General features: G+C 48.0%; 13 protein-coding genes. 1 reads left to right on the top strand and 12 read right to left on the bottom strand.

Features of this window, described 5'->3' with window-relative positions; all coding sequences use genetic code 11:
- Positions 1–224: 224 nt before the first annotated feature.
- From MKY64_RS25730 to MKY64_RS25770, 9 genes are all read right to left on the bottom strand, one after another.
- The gene (locus MKY64_RS25730; RefSeq protein ID WP_340956628.1) at positions 225–3803 is read right to left on the bottom strand and encodes an ATP-binding cassette domain-containing protein; all 3579 of its coding nucleotides are present in this window, start codon (positions 3801–3803) and stop codon (positions 225–227) included.
- Between the two features lie 89 nt (positions 3804–3892).
- On the bottom strand, positions 3893–5329 hold the full coding sequence (locus MKY64_RS25735) for a radical SAM/SPASM domain-containing protein (RefSeq protein ID WP_340956630.1): 1437 nt from the start codon (positions 5327–5329) through the stop codon (positions 3893–3895).
- A 320-nt stretch (positions 5330–5649) separates the two neighbouring features.
- On the bottom strand, positions 5650–6399 hold the full coding sequence (locus MKY64_RS25740) for a DUF4037 domain-containing protein (protein WP_340956632.1): 750 nt from the start codon (positions 6397–6399) through the stop codon (positions 5650–5652).
- Between the two features lie 165 nt (positions 6400–6564).
- Positions 6565–6765 carry a hypothetical protein gene (locus MKY64_RS25745; protein ID WP_340956634.1) on the bottom strand — a complete coding sequence of 67 codons (201 nt, stop codon included), beginning with the start codon at positions 6763–6765 and terminating at the stop codon, positions 6565–6567.
- Positions 6766–6971: 206 nt separating this feature from the next.
- Positions 6972–7529 (bottom strand): hypothetical protein, encoded by a 558-nt coding sequence (locus MKY64_RS25750; RefSeq protein ID WP_036723603.1) that lies wholly within the window; start codon positions 7527–7529, stop codon positions 6972–6974.
- A 48-nt stretch (positions 7530–7577) separates the two neighbouring features.
- Entirely contained in the window at positions 7578–9497 is a 1920-nt protein-coding gene (locus MKY64_RS25755) for an AraC family transcriptional regulator (RefSeq protein WP_340956635.1), read from the bottom strand.
- Between the two features lie 218 nt (positions 9498–9715).
- The gene (locus tag MKY64_RS25760; protein WP_340956637.1) at positions 9716–10600 is read right to left on the bottom strand and encodes a DegV family protein; all 885 of its coding nucleotides are present in this window, start codon (positions 10598–10600) and stop codon (positions 9716–9718) included.
- A gap of 252 nt (positions 10601–10852) precedes the next feature.
- The gene (locus tag MKY64_RS25765) at positions 10853–11869 is read right to left on the bottom strand and encodes a S66 family peptidase (RefSeq protein ID WP_340956639.1); all 1017 of its coding nucleotides are present in this window, start codon (positions 11867–11869) and stop codon (positions 10853–10855) included.
- Positions 11870–12040: 171 nt separating this feature from the next.
- Positions 12041–13075, bottom strand: coding sequence for an AI-2E family transporter (locus MKY64_RS25770; RefSeq protein ID WP_339253024.1), 1035 nt, complete (start codon positions 13073–13075; stop codon positions 12041–12043).
- A gap of 235 nt (positions 13076–13310) precedes the next feature.
- On the opposite strand from MKY64_RS25770, the gene MKY64_RS25775 reads away from it, so the two are divergent.
- Entirely contained in the window at positions 13311–14150 is an 840-nt protein-coding gene (locus MKY64_RS25775) for an SDR family oxidoreductase (RefSeq protein ID WP_339253022.1), read from the top strand.
- Between the two features lie 58 nt (positions 14151–14208).
- On the opposite strand, the gene MKY64_RS25780 is transcribed toward MKY64_RS25775, so the two are convergent.
- Genes MKY64_RS25780 through MKY64_RS25790 form a run of 3 tightly spaced genes read right to left on the bottom strand, consistent with a single transcriptional unit; the run spans position 14209 to position 16633 of the window.
- Positions 14209–14655: a hypothetical protein gene (locus MKY64_RS25780; protein ID WP_340956643.1), complete on the bottom strand. Its 447-nt coding sequence runs from the start codon at positions 14653–14655 to the stop codon at positions 14209–14211.
- Positions 14656–14708: 53 nt separating this feature from the next.
- The gene (locus MKY64_RS25785) at positions 14709–15626 is read right to left on the bottom strand and encodes an ABC transporter ATP-binding protein (protein ID WP_339253020.1); all 918 of its coding nucleotides are present in this window, start codon (positions 15624–15626) and stop codon (positions 14709–14711) included.
- A complete protein-coding gene (locus MKY64_RS25790) occupies positions 15623–16633 on the bottom strand; it encodes an ABC transporter ATP-binding protein (protein ID WP_036723621.1) in 1011 nt (336 codons plus the stop codon). The genes MKY64_RS25785 and MKY64_RS25790 overlap by 4 nt, the downstream gene beginning before the upstream one ends.
- Position 16634 lies beyond the last annotated feature (1 nt).

Consider the following 16634-nt stretch of genomic DNA (forward strand, 5'->3'; position numbering starts at 1 on the left):
CATAAACCATCGCCCTACAGAGTTCCAAGGATGGAATATCGCTCCATAATTCGACAACTTCTTGATTCTACAATAGGACTATGTACATTTACTATGTATATTGATACTAGGAAATTGTATAAATTGGAATATTAGAGGAAGAAAATTTAAAAAAAGACCATCAAGCATAAGCTTGATAGCCTAAAGGCTGCCTGCAGTTTCCTGCATCTAATTCAAAGAGACCCTTATCGTATTTTTTGGAGTTTCATCTCTTCCATATCCAGAATGTTATGATAAAAGCTGGACTGGGTCTCTTTGTGTGAAATGCCAATGACCATCGTATTCGGCAATTCCCTGCTTATCAGTCTGTACAAATCTGATTCTTGTGCTCCATAAATATCGGTGGTTGCTTCATCAATTAATAACAATTCCGGCTTGAGTAACAGACATCTTCCCAAATTAAGAAGCTGCTTTTCACCCTGGCTGAAGCTCCCCTGATCTTCATCAATTTCTTGTTGAAGTGAGCTTACTCTCCCTCTAAGGTTTAACTTTTCAAGCACTGACCATATCTCCTGATCCGTACATTGCTGCTCGGGGTCCAAATTATCTCTTAGCGTTCCATGGTACAGCACCGGACGCTGCGGCAGGGTGACTATTTTTTTCATCAGCAGATGATCTGGAATGGACTTAACATTAGTATCTCCGAGCAGAATCTCGCCTTCATACTCCATAAATCGGGTCAGGCAGTAAAATAACGTAGATTTACCGCTTCCCGTTCTTCCTTTGACCAGCAGGTTTTCAGTGGGTTCCAGTTTTAGTGTCAATCCGGAGATGACTGGTATTGAATCACTATATTTGGCGCTCAAATTCTTGATTGTCAGGCCGCCTGCTGTATCCATAACTGAAGGTGTAGCCTCCATTGCGCTTACCGGGGATTTTCCGCGCTCAAGCCCCAAAATTCTTTCAAGTGAATTAGTCCCAATTTCCATATGACGAAGATCTCTGAGCAGCACTTCAAAATTGGAAAATGCCGTTAACGTATAGGTTAAAGTCACATAGATGATAACGGAGTCTCCCGAGAAGCCCCTCAAGCTCATAAGGATCAAGAAAACAGAAAATGTAAAATACCCTGCCACCTCTATCCAGAACAGATAAAGTCTATTCACTGACTGTCTTGTATACTCTGCATTTAATGCGTCTGTAATCTTCCCTTCCCAGATATTCGTAAAATAAGTTTGCAGGCTTTGCTTCCTTACATAATTAGAATCTGCGGCCACAGATTTAAGAATAGCGAGGCAGGGCTCGTGGGCTTCATTGGCTAGCCTGGATGTAATTTTGCCTGTGATCCGAACTTCCTTCTGAATTTTATTAAAAAATATTAAAAATACACCCAGAACCAGCACCATATAGAAATCCGAGTAAGCAATTAGAATTGCTGCGGCAATAATTTTGAAAAACGATTCCAGCAGATTGCTGGTGTACCCGCTCATATCCATATCAATAATCTTCATATCATTGGAAAAACGCGCGGATAATGCCCCGTTCTGTTGTTTACTGAACTGCAAAAAACTGAGTTTCGATACCCGCTGTAATAATTGCTGATGAAGGGCTTCACCGGCTTTTACATTCCCCAAGTAGATTATACTTATACGCACAACATTGGTAATAACCAGCAATAGAGCTATGCCAAAATAAATAGAGGCGAATAACATAGGGTTTGCAGTATTTCCACCAAACCTCGGCACAATATAGATAGAGGCAGCATCGATAACCTGCGCTAATATAAATAAAGCTATGAAAAGAATCAGCAGCGGCCTGCTTCCTAATGCTAAAAAATACTGCTTCAGTACTCTAAGACTAGCTTGCTTAATCTTCTCCTGCTCTTCAGGGCCCGGCTCTTCCCGCTTTAAGCTCTGTTCTTCTGACAATTCCTTTGTGATACTTTCGTTATTCATTTGAATTACTTTTTCATCAGGAAGAAAGTCACGAAGTGTATTGTAATCGAATGCATTCTTTTGGAAAGCATTGTTGATACGGCCTTGTTTCATTACAATCACTTGGTCTGCCCGTTCGAATAATTCCTGATCAATAGTGGCTGCCACCATAATTCTAGTTGTATCATTCCAATAATCCAGAATCAAATTTTTAAGTACTCTCTTTCGCACCTTTGCATCCAAAGAATTCAGAATCTGATCCAGCAATACAGTCTTAGCATTCTGATATGCAGCCCGGGCCAGCAAAATTCTTTTTTTCTGCCCGCCTGACAGATTGACCATATCTGTGTTGATAACAGTAGAATCACCGTTTGTCCACTGTTCCAAATCCTTGCTTAACTCGCATAAATGAATGATCTGACGATAACGCGCCTCCTCATAAGGCCTGTCAAGGATGATATTATCTCTGATGCTTACCGGGAATAAAGGTGAATGATCCATGACCTCCTCACAGCGCAGCTCCGCAGATTCTTCTCCTTGAACGCGTTCCAGATATCCGGCAAGGGCTCGCAGCAGATTCGTTTTCCCGGACCCCGTTTCACCTACAATGATAACTAACTGTCCTGGATTGACCGTTAGATCTATATCTGTAAGCAGAATCTGGCCAGGGTCATTAGGTCTGCTATACGTTGCTTTCTTCAGTGAGATCGTCCCTGCCTTCTCTACAGTCCCTCTGCTTCCCTCCCATTCTTCTTCATCCAGGCTAACATATTCCTTTACGAGTGAGGCAGCCTTTAGCCCTTGTCTAACTGTGTTGATACTGACGAGGAAATCGTTAATACACCGATCCAGCAGGCCAAATACAATAAAGGATGCCATGGTTTTCTCAACACTTAGCGGATAGCCCACTAGAGAGGAGAAGCCAATACATATCATGGCCGTCAACGGAACCAGAGAATAGTTGATTAGAGTTAGCAGAATTTGAATCTTACTTTTTTTATGTAAAAATTCCGATTGACGCGATCTTGCTTTATTAATCTTGCGGATGAAGTAATTGGTGAAGTTCATTTGTTTAGCTTCTCTATATTTATTAAGGTAATCGTTGATTTCAAATAATCGCTTACTGTTTGCACGGCTGAGCTCAGTATCCACCCGATTCAGTTTATGAAGCAGCCTCGAAAACATAGGTGCTGCGAATAGCAAAATACACCCCATAAGACCCCCGGCGCCTAAATACATTACCAGGAGTGCAACGCCAAATAGAATCCCGAGCGCGCTGCTTATGCCGTCTATAAACCAAACTATTCCTCTGAACCAGCTAATTTGATTTCCGTACAAATCTATCAGTTGCCCTGCACGCTGCGCGGATTCTTTTTTCCGCAGAATATTCTTAAACAGGATATTGCGGTAATTGAATTCAGTGGAGATAATTAGCTTCCAGCGGAAATGCAGAAATTGAGAATTGGAGATCACCTTCACCATTTGAATGGCGACAAACAGAAAGATCGCTCCCAGTGTTGCCCCGTGAGGCTGTGAGCTATCGTTAATAATGGCGCGAAGGATATCAGGAAACAAATACGGGATAGAGAACTGTAGGGCCAGGGTCAGAAACGAAAGTAGTGCATAGGCCAGGAAAGAGGATTTTAATTGGCATACGATATGAATAACCAGCGGCATCACTTTTTTGGATCTGCGTACGGATGCTGATTCTTCTTGAAACCGACCGATTCCATATGTGGAAGGAATAGTGAGAATGGATTCTTGGATGGTACTTAGCGGCTGATCCTTACGAATAGCTTGCTTAGTAAACGAACGTGTCCACGTAAAAAATATCCTTTGAATAGGATTTGATATCTCTTCAAGAGAGCGGCTCTGATTCGGGTTAGTCAAACTGTTCATCCCTTCACTTATTGCGAAATTAAATAGTTAAACTATACAAAGCCCCATCCTATAACAAGACGGAGCCTGGTTAACATATTTTATCCTGATATATAATCTGCTTTTTTCTCGGTCTCCGGCAGTTGCGCTTTAATTTCCACGAAATAACGTTCCAGCAATCCTTTAACTATATGTTTAATTGTTTTGCAGTATGCTTCATCATAGTTATAGATATCATCAAATTCATTCTCTACAGCGCCTGTACAGTTCCCCGAACAAAATCCCTCCAATTCGCAATCGACACAACCCGTGGAGTTGGAATACGCTCTCATCGCATAATAACGGTATGCTTCACCGGCAAAAATCTCCTGAAATAAATCTGTATTTCCTAATTTTTTTGAAGTTGTTTTACAGGCATAGGCACTGCCATCCGGCTCAATGCTTATTAGACGCCCGATGGTAGGACAGGTCTTCCAGGCTCTTCTTTCCACCCATTCGTCCGGATGAACAATTCCCCAGAATGATTGATACCAATACCCTGATAACAACACGCCTTTAGTCTGAGCATAATCATAAGCATCAAGAATTCGGTCACCAATCTCTTTGGAACCAAACTTCCTATAAAAATCAAAATCAAAAGACATGATAATCTCAATACTTTTTATTCCCATTGCTGCAGCATAGTCTATGAGCTCATAATTAAAATGATCCCAAGTCTCTTCTGACATCACTGACTGCAGTTCAATATTGATATTGCGATCTCTAAGCTTGCCAATATTCTTGTCCAGTGTAGCCCATTTAATCAGATTATTTCCTTCTCCACGGAACTCACCTGTAAGGTAATCAATATAATCAATGCTTACAGCCACTCGCACCTTATACTTAGCCAACAGCTCCAATATGCTGGATGGCAAATATGAACCATTTGTCGTGACTCCGTATTCCAAATCCATGCCAAAGCTTGTACCATCGCCAAAGTGTAATAATACTTCTTCAATCAGCTTACTGTTCAAAAAAGGTTCTCCACCAAAAAACTCAATTGACAGTTTGTTCTTTCCGTTCATTTGAATGACCTGAATCGATTTCTCAATAGCTTCCTTGGCAACCTCAAAAGACATTGCCTGCTGCGGAAATCTCAGCTTATCATCTTGCGGGTTAGCTTCACTATAGTCAAAGGTGCTACAAAAACAGTAGCTACAGCTCATATTACATTTGTTAGTTGTAGAAAGATGAAGCCTGTCAAAATAAATACCAGTATGTAACTCCTGCTGCCGTTGATCCAATTCTTTCTCCAACAAGGCCCGTTCATCTTCCTCAACCTTATAGATAAAATTCAAAGCAATTAAATCATTGAACATTTCATCGCCAAAATACTCCAATACTTCATGCTCCGAAATTATAGTATGACCATCAAAAAAGTCATTACATTCTTTAGAAACTATTCTTCCATTTCCGTACAGTGCATTGTAGATAAAGTAATAGTCATCCGTAATAGAATACTTGATTAAGTTAGGGGCTAGCTTATACAAAACCTTCATATTTATCCTCCGTTATAAGTTATAAGGGATATCTGAGTGCCCTAAGAGGTCCACAGATATCCCTGGTTAGATTAGCAAGGACGATTAGTCGTCAATGGGTTTAAATTTGTTTTAACAGACGAAGGATGGATCATTACTGGCTTTTTCATAGTTTCACCTCCATTCACGGTCTATTTCAAGAGAAATATAATTATGTGATAAAGATTCATTTATGATATATAATCCCAGATGTTATAAAATATATTATTTCATCTTCTGGTAAAAAAACTGTTAAAAATATCATGTTCATCGTTTCGGCGGTGACTATTAAACACGGTCAGCTAGACAATCATATCCCCTATCCCGGTTCTTGTTATATCAGACTTGGCACTGTATACTGGCCTGAATTTGGAATAATGATCCGCCCAGATCAACACGTGATCACTTGTAATCAACTGATCCAGTGCACCCGGGATTTCAAGATGCTGGAGTTCTCCAGGTAACGTAGCCAGTATCGCATCTTCTATATTTACATAAGAATACGATTGCAGGCCTCTTGCGTAGAACGGCGCTGGCTGAAGTTCAATAAATTCGGTTATTTTCAATCCATTATGTTGATACGCCAATTTCATTAACAAGCCTTCCAGTTGTTGCACTGCTATTGCAATAGAGGGTTCCATCAGGATCGCTTCAAGTTGCTTAACATGCTCATTGACCACAGGGCTGATCTGCGCCAGCTCCCTGGACAGCCATTTGTAGGTCCCCGGCCGATACCTTTTGTTGTAGAGAAAGACCAATTGCACCGCCTGCTCCACCATCCGGTTTAACAGCAGCCGGGCTGACAACGTTTCTCCCCGAAGTTCAGCGAGCTTTACCACATAGAGATGACAGAATGAACTCCAGGCATATTTCAATTTATAGCGCCAGATATCATCTGGCAGATAAGCAAGGGTCTTACGCACTTCTGTTATTTCCCCTATAGGGTCTGTGAAGATTCTCCCTCTTGTCCATTCGAGCAATTTCTGCTCAGGAAGCATTAGCCACTCGTGTAAGGAAGGCTGCACACTATGCAGACCCAGTTGGATTCGCATATGCCGGGAGACACATGTAATAGCAATATGATGCAGATTGCCACTACCATTAGAGGGTATAAGCACCTTGTGAGACTCATCTACAGAAAAGCGGGCGGGATACCCTTTGAATAAAGCCGGAACCTCTTCATCCAACGCTTGATCGAGGGTTACAGCATATTGATCTTAGTCCGAGTCCTGCAGCCAAATGTAGCATCTGGCTCCCCATTCATGATCTCTTGATAAGTCGTCATCATGCCCTAGAACATCCGAGCCATATCCAATCAATCCGGCAGCATGCTTCTCCATTAGTTGCGGGAAACGTCTGGCGATCAGCGGCCTCACAATCTCCCAATAGAACTCCTCGCTCAAGTCTAAACCCTTCATTTGCAGACTCCATTTCATGTAACAGTGCGCACTCACATTTTGTTTTACCGGTAACCTTATGTTAACATCTCGCCCAAAAATTACTAGACTATTCATTTGAATTCTGTTATCATTTAGATTGAAGTCTTGATAATAATACTATTCCATTAAAAACGGCTGGTCAGGTTCCCCTGATCCAGCCGTTTTCTGGTTATTTCGATACCATATTATCGGGCCCAGCTCCGCTCACTCAGATACCGGCCAACCGCCCCATCGCTCCAGACATGCGCTTCGACGTACCGCTCCGGACCGTACTTTCCGTCATTGTTCCAATTCTGCGGTAACCCGTACTTGTCAATGATGCTCACAATCTCGGGATAGGTATACAGAGTGTGCCTGTACTCTTTGCCATCGTTAATCAGCGGGCTGAAGGTGGGCATGGAGTCCCCATAGGTAAAAGAAATCGTGTTCACATCAAATTCCTCAATCGGAATCTTGAGCGATGCGCCATTCTCGAACCATGTGCTTAGCCACGGACTGTGTTCAACTACCATATAATGCGGGGAGGACCGCTGGACCACACCGCCCTTACGTATAAATTCCGCCCGGATGATGCTCTCGCAGTTCCGCCGATATTCCACATACTTATCATGTCTTTGGGCGCTCTGGGCCTTGGGCTTGGTCTGCTTAATCGTCTCCAGCACGGCCCTCGCCTGATCGCCCGGCAAATCAGATAGGCTAACAAACGGACCCACAGATGCATCATAATAATGATATAAGAACATCGTTCCGCTCCCTCCCAGCGTAGCTTATGTCAACCCAATTCTAAATCCTTACCGGCTAGCTACCTCGATGATCCAGTCGGTCAGTTCGTTGATTTGACTCTTCACAGCGATCGGGTCACGGTACCAGGATTGGTTCTCCGTCCATATAAACACCCGATTGTGGGCAACGGGGCCCAGCGACCCCCATATCGGATCAGCCTGCAACGATTCTAAACTGGACTCTGTAGTCAGAATTAAATAATCCCCCATGTACTCTGAAAGCTTCTCCAGTGAAAATTCGTAATAGGATTCCTCCAGCATATATCCGGGAACGGCAGCCGGCGGCTTCAGCCCCATGATTTCATACATCAGCCGGCCGCCCCGACCCGACTTCGGACCAAACAGGCTCACGTTTCCGTCATACTCCTGCATAATCGAAAGCGTCTTCCCTTCAGGAACCGCTTGTTTAACCTTCGCCCGAATGTCTGCAATTTCCTTCTCGAATTGTTCGTTCCATTGCTCCGCGGCCTCGCGCCGGTCCAGCAAATTGCCGAAATACAGCATCTCATCCTGAATGGATGCGAACTGATTGTAAGGCACAGATACCGTTGGCGCAATCTTCTGATATTTCTCAACTACCTCAGGCTGTGGATTATGCGTTATGATCAAATCCGGATTCAGCTCCAGCAGCTTCTCAAGCGAGTCGCCGACATCCGTCACAACATCCAGCATTCCCTCCAGGTACGGGCTCGACATCAGGAACGATTCGGCTGCAACCGGCTGAACATCCAGCGCAAGTACAGTACCGAGATAAGAGATTGCCGCTATGCGCTGAGGGTGCTCAGGAACCTCGACATCGCCAAAAGCGGTACTAACCATCTTGGTCCCCGAAGAGGCCTTAGCCCCGGTTACGGTTGGAGAAGCGCTGACGGCAACCTGGCTGTGCGTTGCGCTCCCGTTGTTCACCGGCCCAGCGCAAGCCGTTAACATAACGGTTAAGCATAACAGCATCACTGCATACAAGCTTCTGGTTGCTCTGGTCATTCTATTCGCCTCATTCCATTGAAATTGATAATCAATATCACTCACATGAAAAGGATAGCGTAATGACCGGCTTGGAACAACGGACGATTGTGACCTATTCCTTGCATAATCTGAAACGGACTGTCCGTATCGTTTACGATATTGGCCTGGCGTTATGCCGGTATATTTCTTGAACATGCGGTTGAAATACATAAGATCTGGATAACCGACATGGGTTGCAATCTCCTGTTGTGTTGCCATCGTACCGGCCAGCAGATTCTTCGCTTCCTCCATCCGGAAACGGATAACATAATCCAGCGGACTGAGTCCTGTCTGTTCTTTACATTTTCTCGAAATGTACTGCTGGCTGTAATTCAGTTGCCGCGCTAGCTCCTCTAGCGAGATGTGCTTACGGTAATTTCTGGACAAATACCGGATGACCTGCTCTGACAAGGATAGCTCACCGGGTCTGAACAAGCGCTCGCTTAGAACTGCGTGGACGAAGCGGATGAAATCTCCCTTGACCGACAGCCGGGTCAATCCGTCATCCAATTGAAGCCAACTGCCGCATATTGTCTGAAGCAGCTCTAACATAGCCAGCGGTTCAACGGGCGGGAAGCCCCAGTTGTCCAGAAACGGGTCGGATTCATGCATCATCCTATGAAATTCATACGAGGCCGAAGCGGGCAGCGAAGCTTTGTACAGTACGATATATACGCTTAGTGCTTCCTGGCTCCGGATCGTCACCTGAGCACCTTTACCGGCGTGCAGCACGTAAAAACGGTCGCATAGCCATACCTCATCGTCAACCCACAACTCACCCTGTCCTTGGAAAACAAATAAAAATGCGCTCGCCGGTAAGCGGTACTGCTTCAAATCCCCGCCGGTTCCGGCCTGCTTCAGCCGCACATCAAGCACGCGCACCGTCACCTGATTCCACAATTGTATAATTCTCAGAGCATCCATAGCTGATTCGCAAGCTCCCCCTAAATGATCTAACAGATAATCATTCTCAATTGAATCCTGTTTTTAATCACCATAACGAATAGGATTCGTACTGTCAACACGGGTTGACCGGAGTCTTCTCAAAAGCAAAAAGACGCTTGCCTCCCACATGCGGAAGTCCAAGCGTCTATCAGGTTCATTAGGGACGGGAGCGGCAGTTAAACCTGGCGCAAATCAGCCTAGAGTACAGACTCCAGCACTTCATCCTCAGCATCAATACTATTCAATGCCGTACGGTTAATCCAAGACAGCGCCAGTGTTCCCTCGCCCATATGAGCACCTACCACCGGGACAAAGGTCATAATCTCTGTACGCACCGAAGGGGACATGGCCTTAATGGCCCACTCCAGGCTCAGCGCTTCTTCTTTATTGTTCGCGTGCATAATACATATATCCTGGAAGCGGCCGATTTCCTCCTGGATGGTCTCCAGCAGCTTTTGCTTCGTCTTCTTGAAGGTGCGGATTTTATCAACAACGACAATTTTGCCCTCATCGAACCGCAGAAGCAGATGAATCCGCATCAGCTGGCCCAGCAGGAACTGGGAGCCGGAGAGCCGCCCGCTGCGGTGCAGCTGGCTCAGGCTGGCGGGGATGATATAGAAGGACATTTCCTCGATTATATTATCAATTCTGTTCTTGATCTCCTGTGCAGAGCAGCCTGCCTGCTGCCAGTGCATACCGCGCAGTAGCATCTCACGGATGGGGTATGCGCCTACTTTGGAATCGATACCAATTACATTCACTCCAGCAATGTCTGCCGCCTGCATCGAGGTGTTGAAGGTCCCGCTAAGCTCGGAGGAACAATGGATCGCAATAATCTCGTCATACTCTTCCTTCAGACGCTCGTATAATTCCACGAACTCGCCAATCGGCGGCTGGGAGCTGCCTACCTTGTCATGCTGACGCATTTTGTCATAGAACTGATCAGCGTTAATATCTATATTTTCTCTATAACATTCATTATTGACGATTAGACGGAGGGGGACGATATACACATGGTTATTCATAGCGAATTCAGAATCAATGGTGCTGGTGCTGTCAGTCACCCAGGCGATGGATTTCATAGTCATTACTCTCTTTCGTGAGGAATTCACTGCGATCAGGAATCGGCAGCTATGGCTGTCTGTATATTCGTAAATTATACAGGAAGCCAGGCATGCGTAGAGCGATCCTTGCATAATTCCAGCACTTTTTTTCAACTAAATTCGACATAAATTCACATTATATATGACGAATATACCTGTTTAAGAGAGGTTTGATTATGGTATGAGAAAAAGCGGAAAATAGAGTTCGTACGAGCATCCTACTAAGTTCCTCTACTTCCGGAAGTACTGCGTCACCTTTCCCTTACCTGCACCAACCACCACCTCTGCAAAAGCACCGTTCACCAAAGTAACCTGCGGCGGCAGATGTCCGCAGTCGATATCGTATGCGACTGGCAGGCCCAGCTCATCGGCCAGCTCCTGGTAGACATCCTCTACGGTGTACCCGTCCATAGGGCGGTTAGCCGCGCTGCGGCCGAACATAAGTCCGCTGCAATGCTCGAACCAGCCCGCCAGCTTCATCTGCACCAGGGAGCGGCGCAGGTCGGTCACGGACAGCTCACAGTTCTCTAAGTACCACACAATCGGCTCATTATGGATATAGTGCTGCTGGAAATGCCGGACCTCTCCATACGGCGTCCCGATCAGATGCCGGATAACGTCAATGCAGCCGCCCAGCAAGCGGCCCTGCATCGTCACTTTTTGATTCCCCACCGTCTTCCAGCTAGTCGCTTCTGTCAGGTTGAACACATGGGGCGACGGCTTGCCGCCTCCCCATTCCAGCTGATACTGCTGTGAGGATTGCTGGAGTACAGAACCACCGCTTGACGTAAACAACACCTTGTCCCACATGGCGGTTGTCGGGTCTGTCTCTTCTCCCCGGAGATCAATGAAGTTCGTGCCATGAGCAGTGGCAATCCCCGTCTTCAGCGTGACAGCCAGCAGCAGCACACTGATATCGGAATACCCGAGAATCCATTTACACTTCATCTTGCTGAAATCCACCTGCTCCAGCATCTCAATCAGCAGCTCCCCGCCCCAGGGAGGCACGACGAGTCCGATGGACTCATCGGCCATCATCGCGTTGAATTCAGCGGCACGTACAGCAGCCGGAGCCGATTTAGCCTTTTCCTGTGTCCATGCTGTGGGTCCGCAGACTACGCCGTACCCTCTTTTTTGCAGCCGTTCTACAGCCAGCTCAAGCAGTTCACGAAGCTCCTCCCCCACTCCTGATGAGGGTGCAGTTACACCAATAACAGCTTCTGCTTCTAATACGGGATATCTGATCATCCGGTTATTCCTCCTAAGGTAACCCCACCAAGTGGGGCTTTAGCTTCGATGATGACTCAGGTACTTTGCGGGGACCCCAAAACATATAAATTCTATAAAAAAGGCGATACCCGAACCTTGAGCAGGTTGAATATCGCCCTATGCGTACTACGGATTATATCATTGGCTGCGTCATTCCAGTGAAGGCTTATTGTCCCGGCTGATATCCAGAATATCCAGGAAAAAGACGAAGATTGGAATCCCGAGAATCAGTCCCCATACCCCGATATAATGCTCGGAGAACAAAAGCACTACGAGCGTGTAGAACATCGGCAGGTTCATTTTGGAGGACATCAGCTTCGGGTTGAGGAAGTAGCCCTCTATGACATGTAACAGGGCAATCATCACCAGAATGTTGACCGTCAGCATCAGTCCACCCGTGTTATAACCGATAATGCACAGCGGAATCAGCGAAATGACAAAGCCGACGACCGGAATCAAGCTGAGCATGAAGATCATAATGGAGAGGGCGAACAGATACGGGAATGGCTCGAAAAAGAAACCAAGCACCCACAGCCCGACCACGGTAAACAAAGTATTGAACAGCGCAATCAGAATCTGTGCTTCAATGACCTTGCCGAAGGAGGAGATGAATTTTCTGCCGAAATACTCCAGCTCCACATAGAACCAGGAGATCTTGCTGTCTCTCAAACGGGAGGTGAAGCTGACGATCCGGTTCTTCTCCAGAATGAAGACAAGGCTTAGAATCGTGGACAGGACGAAGGTGGTGCCCCAGTTGCTGATTTTGAAGACATATTCGATCCCCTGATTCAAATAGCTCTGATAATTGAGCTCCCTGACCTTTCGGAACAAGTACTGCATAATTTCATTCTGCGGAATATCATCGGAGGTCAGCGTGCCGAGAAAAGTGGTTAACTGCTTGATCTGTGAGAATACCTTGGGCATATATTTGACGAGTGCCATGACGATCATGCTGATCAGCGCCACATACAGTATAATGATGATGACCTTGCTGTTCACCTTCACAAATTTGCCGATCCGCTTGCTTAATAGCACCTGAAAGCTGTTCATCACATAAGCGATCAGGAAGGTCAGCAGCACCAGATTCAGCATATCTCTGATACTGTACAGCAGCAGTCCAATCAATCCCAGAATCAAGAAGCGCCGGACTGTTAAATTGGCGACATAACGCTTGAATACTTCCATTGTTCCCTTGTTCCTCTCCATTCGCTGGCAGATAAGATTTTTATTATAGTGTACCGTACTGAAAACAAATATAGCAACTTTGGCATCGCCCAATTCCCGCGAAACCGCGAACTTTATGTCGATTTACAGGAAGCTCTATTGCTATATGCTATAATGTGGGCAAAACTGGAACATATATACCTTTTTCAACAGGTCCAAATCAATGAAGTTCAAACTAATGGAGGCGAAAGCTGGTATGAACAAAGTAATCTGTATCACCGGAGCATCCTCCGGCATCGGCCTTGCCACTGCACTGAAGTTCGCCCATGAGGGCTGGACGGTCTATGCCGGAACCCGCCATCTGAAGCGTGAACAGGAGCTGTACCAGAATGTGGAGGGTCTGCAGTTCGTTGAGCTGGAGGTGACACAGCCGGAGAGTATTCAGCAGGTTATAGACCGGATAGAAGCAGAGCAAGGCAAGCTGGATCTATTATTCTGTAATGCCGGATTCGGATATCTGAGAGCGCTTGGGCAGGCACCGTTCCCTGAGATCGAGGATGTCTTCAATACCAACGTGTACGGGGTCATGCATACGATCCGGGCTGCACTGCCGCTGCTGCAAAAGACTGGCTACGCCCAGATTGTGGCGACCTCCAGTGTCGGCGGACTGGTCGGGCAACCGATGAATGAGGTCTACTGCGCCAGCAAATTCGCAGTGGAAGGGCTGCTGGAGAGTCTGGCCACCTATTACAAGCCGCAGTTCAATATCGATATCACCCTGCTGGAGCCAGGAGCGATTGCTACTGAGTTCAATTCAACCGTCATGGGGCATGTCGCCAGCACCGGCGGCGTTCTGGAAGACGAGTACAAGCCGATTCTGGATGCTTATAGAGCGACCTTCCTGGAGCGCAATGTGGAGCCGCAGACGGCAGACTCTGTTGCGGATGTGATGTGGGAGCTGGTACAGCTTGAGACCAAGCCGCTGCGCCTGCGCACCTCGGAGCGGGCCGAAGCCTTCGTGGCCCGCAAGGTCAGCACTGACCCTACCGGACTGGAAGGCGTACTAAGCACGCGCAGAATTCAGTTGAATATGTAAATGTAAACAGCCGCTCCCATTCCAGGAGCGGCTGTCTTTGGCTTTCCCTTATCAGATGCTAGCGCTGAATCGGCTCAATCCGGTACGTTCCGGTACTGCCGTCTCCAGCAGGCCCGCCAGTGACCGCCCAGCCGTAAGACAATACATCCTCTAACCGTTCGCGTTCAGCCTCCGTTAATTCCGCTTCCACCGCTTCCTGCCCCTCCGCAAGCTCCAGCTTCGCTTCAATACCCAGCGCAACCTCTATCCAGCTGCGGATTCCGCGGATGGTATTGTATTTAATCTGGTAGCCTTCCAGAACGGCCCGGCGGAATCCCTCCGGCTGTTCCTCTGCAAGGGCAGACAACTGCCCGTAATCGAACTCGTATTTACTCTCATCGGCCGGCAGATCCCCTTCGCTGACTCTGCGCAGCAGCTCTTCGTCAGATCCGGACAGCGCGCGCAGCGATTCCAGCAGAAGGGCATCCCATTGTGATAGCTTGACCTTGCTAGTCGGTATTGTCATTGTATCTCCTCCTTGATTCACAGATGTGTATCTTCTAAGATTCGTTCATAATATTAGTCTGCATATTCCCCGGCCACATAATGTCCGGGACTCACTTCCCGCAGTGCAGCGGCTTCCTCTGTCCCGCGCGTAGCCGGGTAAGCCTCCAGCTGGATTCTGCGGCTGGCCTTCATCGGGTCTGTCTCCAGAATGGAGGACAGCAGGGCTCTGGTGTAGGGGTGGAGCGGATTATCGTACAGCTCATCGCTTGGAGCAACCTCCACCAGCCGGCCGCCGTACATCACGCCGATCCGGTCAGCAATATGGCGGACCATCGACAGATCATGGGCGATGAACAGATAGGTCAGTCCGAACTCGGCTTGCAGATCCTCCAGCATATTAACGACCTGAGCCTGGACAGAGACATCCAGCGCAGAGATGGGCTCATCGCAGACGACGAACTCAGGCCGGACCGACAGCGCCCGTGCAATGGAGATCCGCTGGCGTTGCCCGCCGCTGAATTCATGGGGGAAGCGGTACAGATGCTCCCGCTTCAGCCCCACCTTCTCCAGCAGCTCTGCCACCGCTTCCTTGCGCTCTTCGCCCGGATAGAGACCGTGAATCCGCATCGGCTCACTGATCAGCTCCAGTACGTTCAGGCTTGGATTAAGCGAGGAATACGGGTCCTGGAAAATCGATTGAATCCGCCTGCGGAAGGGCTTCAGCCCTTTCTCGCCCAGCTTGCCAAGCGGCTTCCCGTCGTAGAACACCTCGCCGTCTGTATAATCGTACAGACGGAGCAGACAGCGTCCGACCGTGGACTTGCCGCTCCCGGATTCACCAACCAGTCCGAAGGTCTCGCCCTGACGGATCTGGAAGCTGACCCCATCCACAGCCTTAAGTACGCCCTTATCCCGTCCGCGCAAATCCTTGCCCTTCGGGAAATGCTTCTTCAGATTGCTAACCTCCACAAGCACCTTGCGCTCACTCAAGTGAAATCCCTCCCCGCTGTAACTGCCGTCTTCTCTTCTGTACCTTCGGTCAGCCAGCACATCGAGCGGTGCCCCGGTGCAAACTCGACTACCGGAGGACGTTCACTGCAGCGGGCGAAGGCATGCGGACAACGGTCCATGAACGGGCAGCCGGGCGGGGGATTCAGCAGATCGGGCGGTGTGCCCTCGATCGGAATCAGCCGCTCACGTTCACCGCCACCGCGCTTCGGTATGGAACGCAGCAAGCCCTGCGTATACGGATGCTGAGGCCGGTAGAAGATATCCTGCACCGTCCCCTCCTCCATCACCAGTCCGCCATACATGACAATGACGCGCGTGCAGACCTGGGCTACCACTCCCAGATCATGAGTAATAAGCGCAACAGCTGTATCTCCCCGTTCCTTCAGCTCTTTGAACAGATCGAGGATCTGCGCCTGGATGGTCGCATCCAGCGCGGTGGTAGGCTCATCGGCAATCAGCAGCTCCGGGCGGCAGGAGAGCGCCATCGCGATCATCACCCGCTGGCGCATCCCTCCGCTAAATTCATGGGGATATTGCTTCAGCCGCTGCTCCGGATCACGGATGCCGACCTGGCGGAGAAGCTCCGCCGCTTCGGTATACGCCGCCGCTTTATCCAGTCCCCGGTGTCTGCGGATAACCTCTGTCAATTGCTGGCCGATTCGCTTGACCGGATTCAGCGAGGTCATCGGGTCTTGGAAGACCATCGCAATCCGGTTGCCCCGTAAGGACCGCCACTGCTTCTCCGTAAGCCCCTTCAGGCTCTTGCCGCGGAATTCCAGCTTCCCGGCAGTCATATGGCCCGGCGGTGTGATCAGTGACATGACCGCCTTGGCTGTAACGCTTTTGCCGCTGCCGGATTCCCCGACAATGCCTACGGTCTCACCCGCATCAATATGGAAGCTAACGCCACGGACGGCCTGATTCTCCCCGTCCCGGGTAGCGAAGGATACCTGTAAATTCTCAACAGTCAGCAGCCGTTCAGTCATG

The sequence above is a fragment of the Paenibacillus sp. FSL R7-0210 genome, from assembly GCF_038009085.1.
Taxonomy (GTDB): domain Bacteria; phylum Bacillota; class Bacilli; order Paenibacillales; family Paenibacillaceae; genus Paenibacillus_AQ; species Paenibacillus_AQ silagei.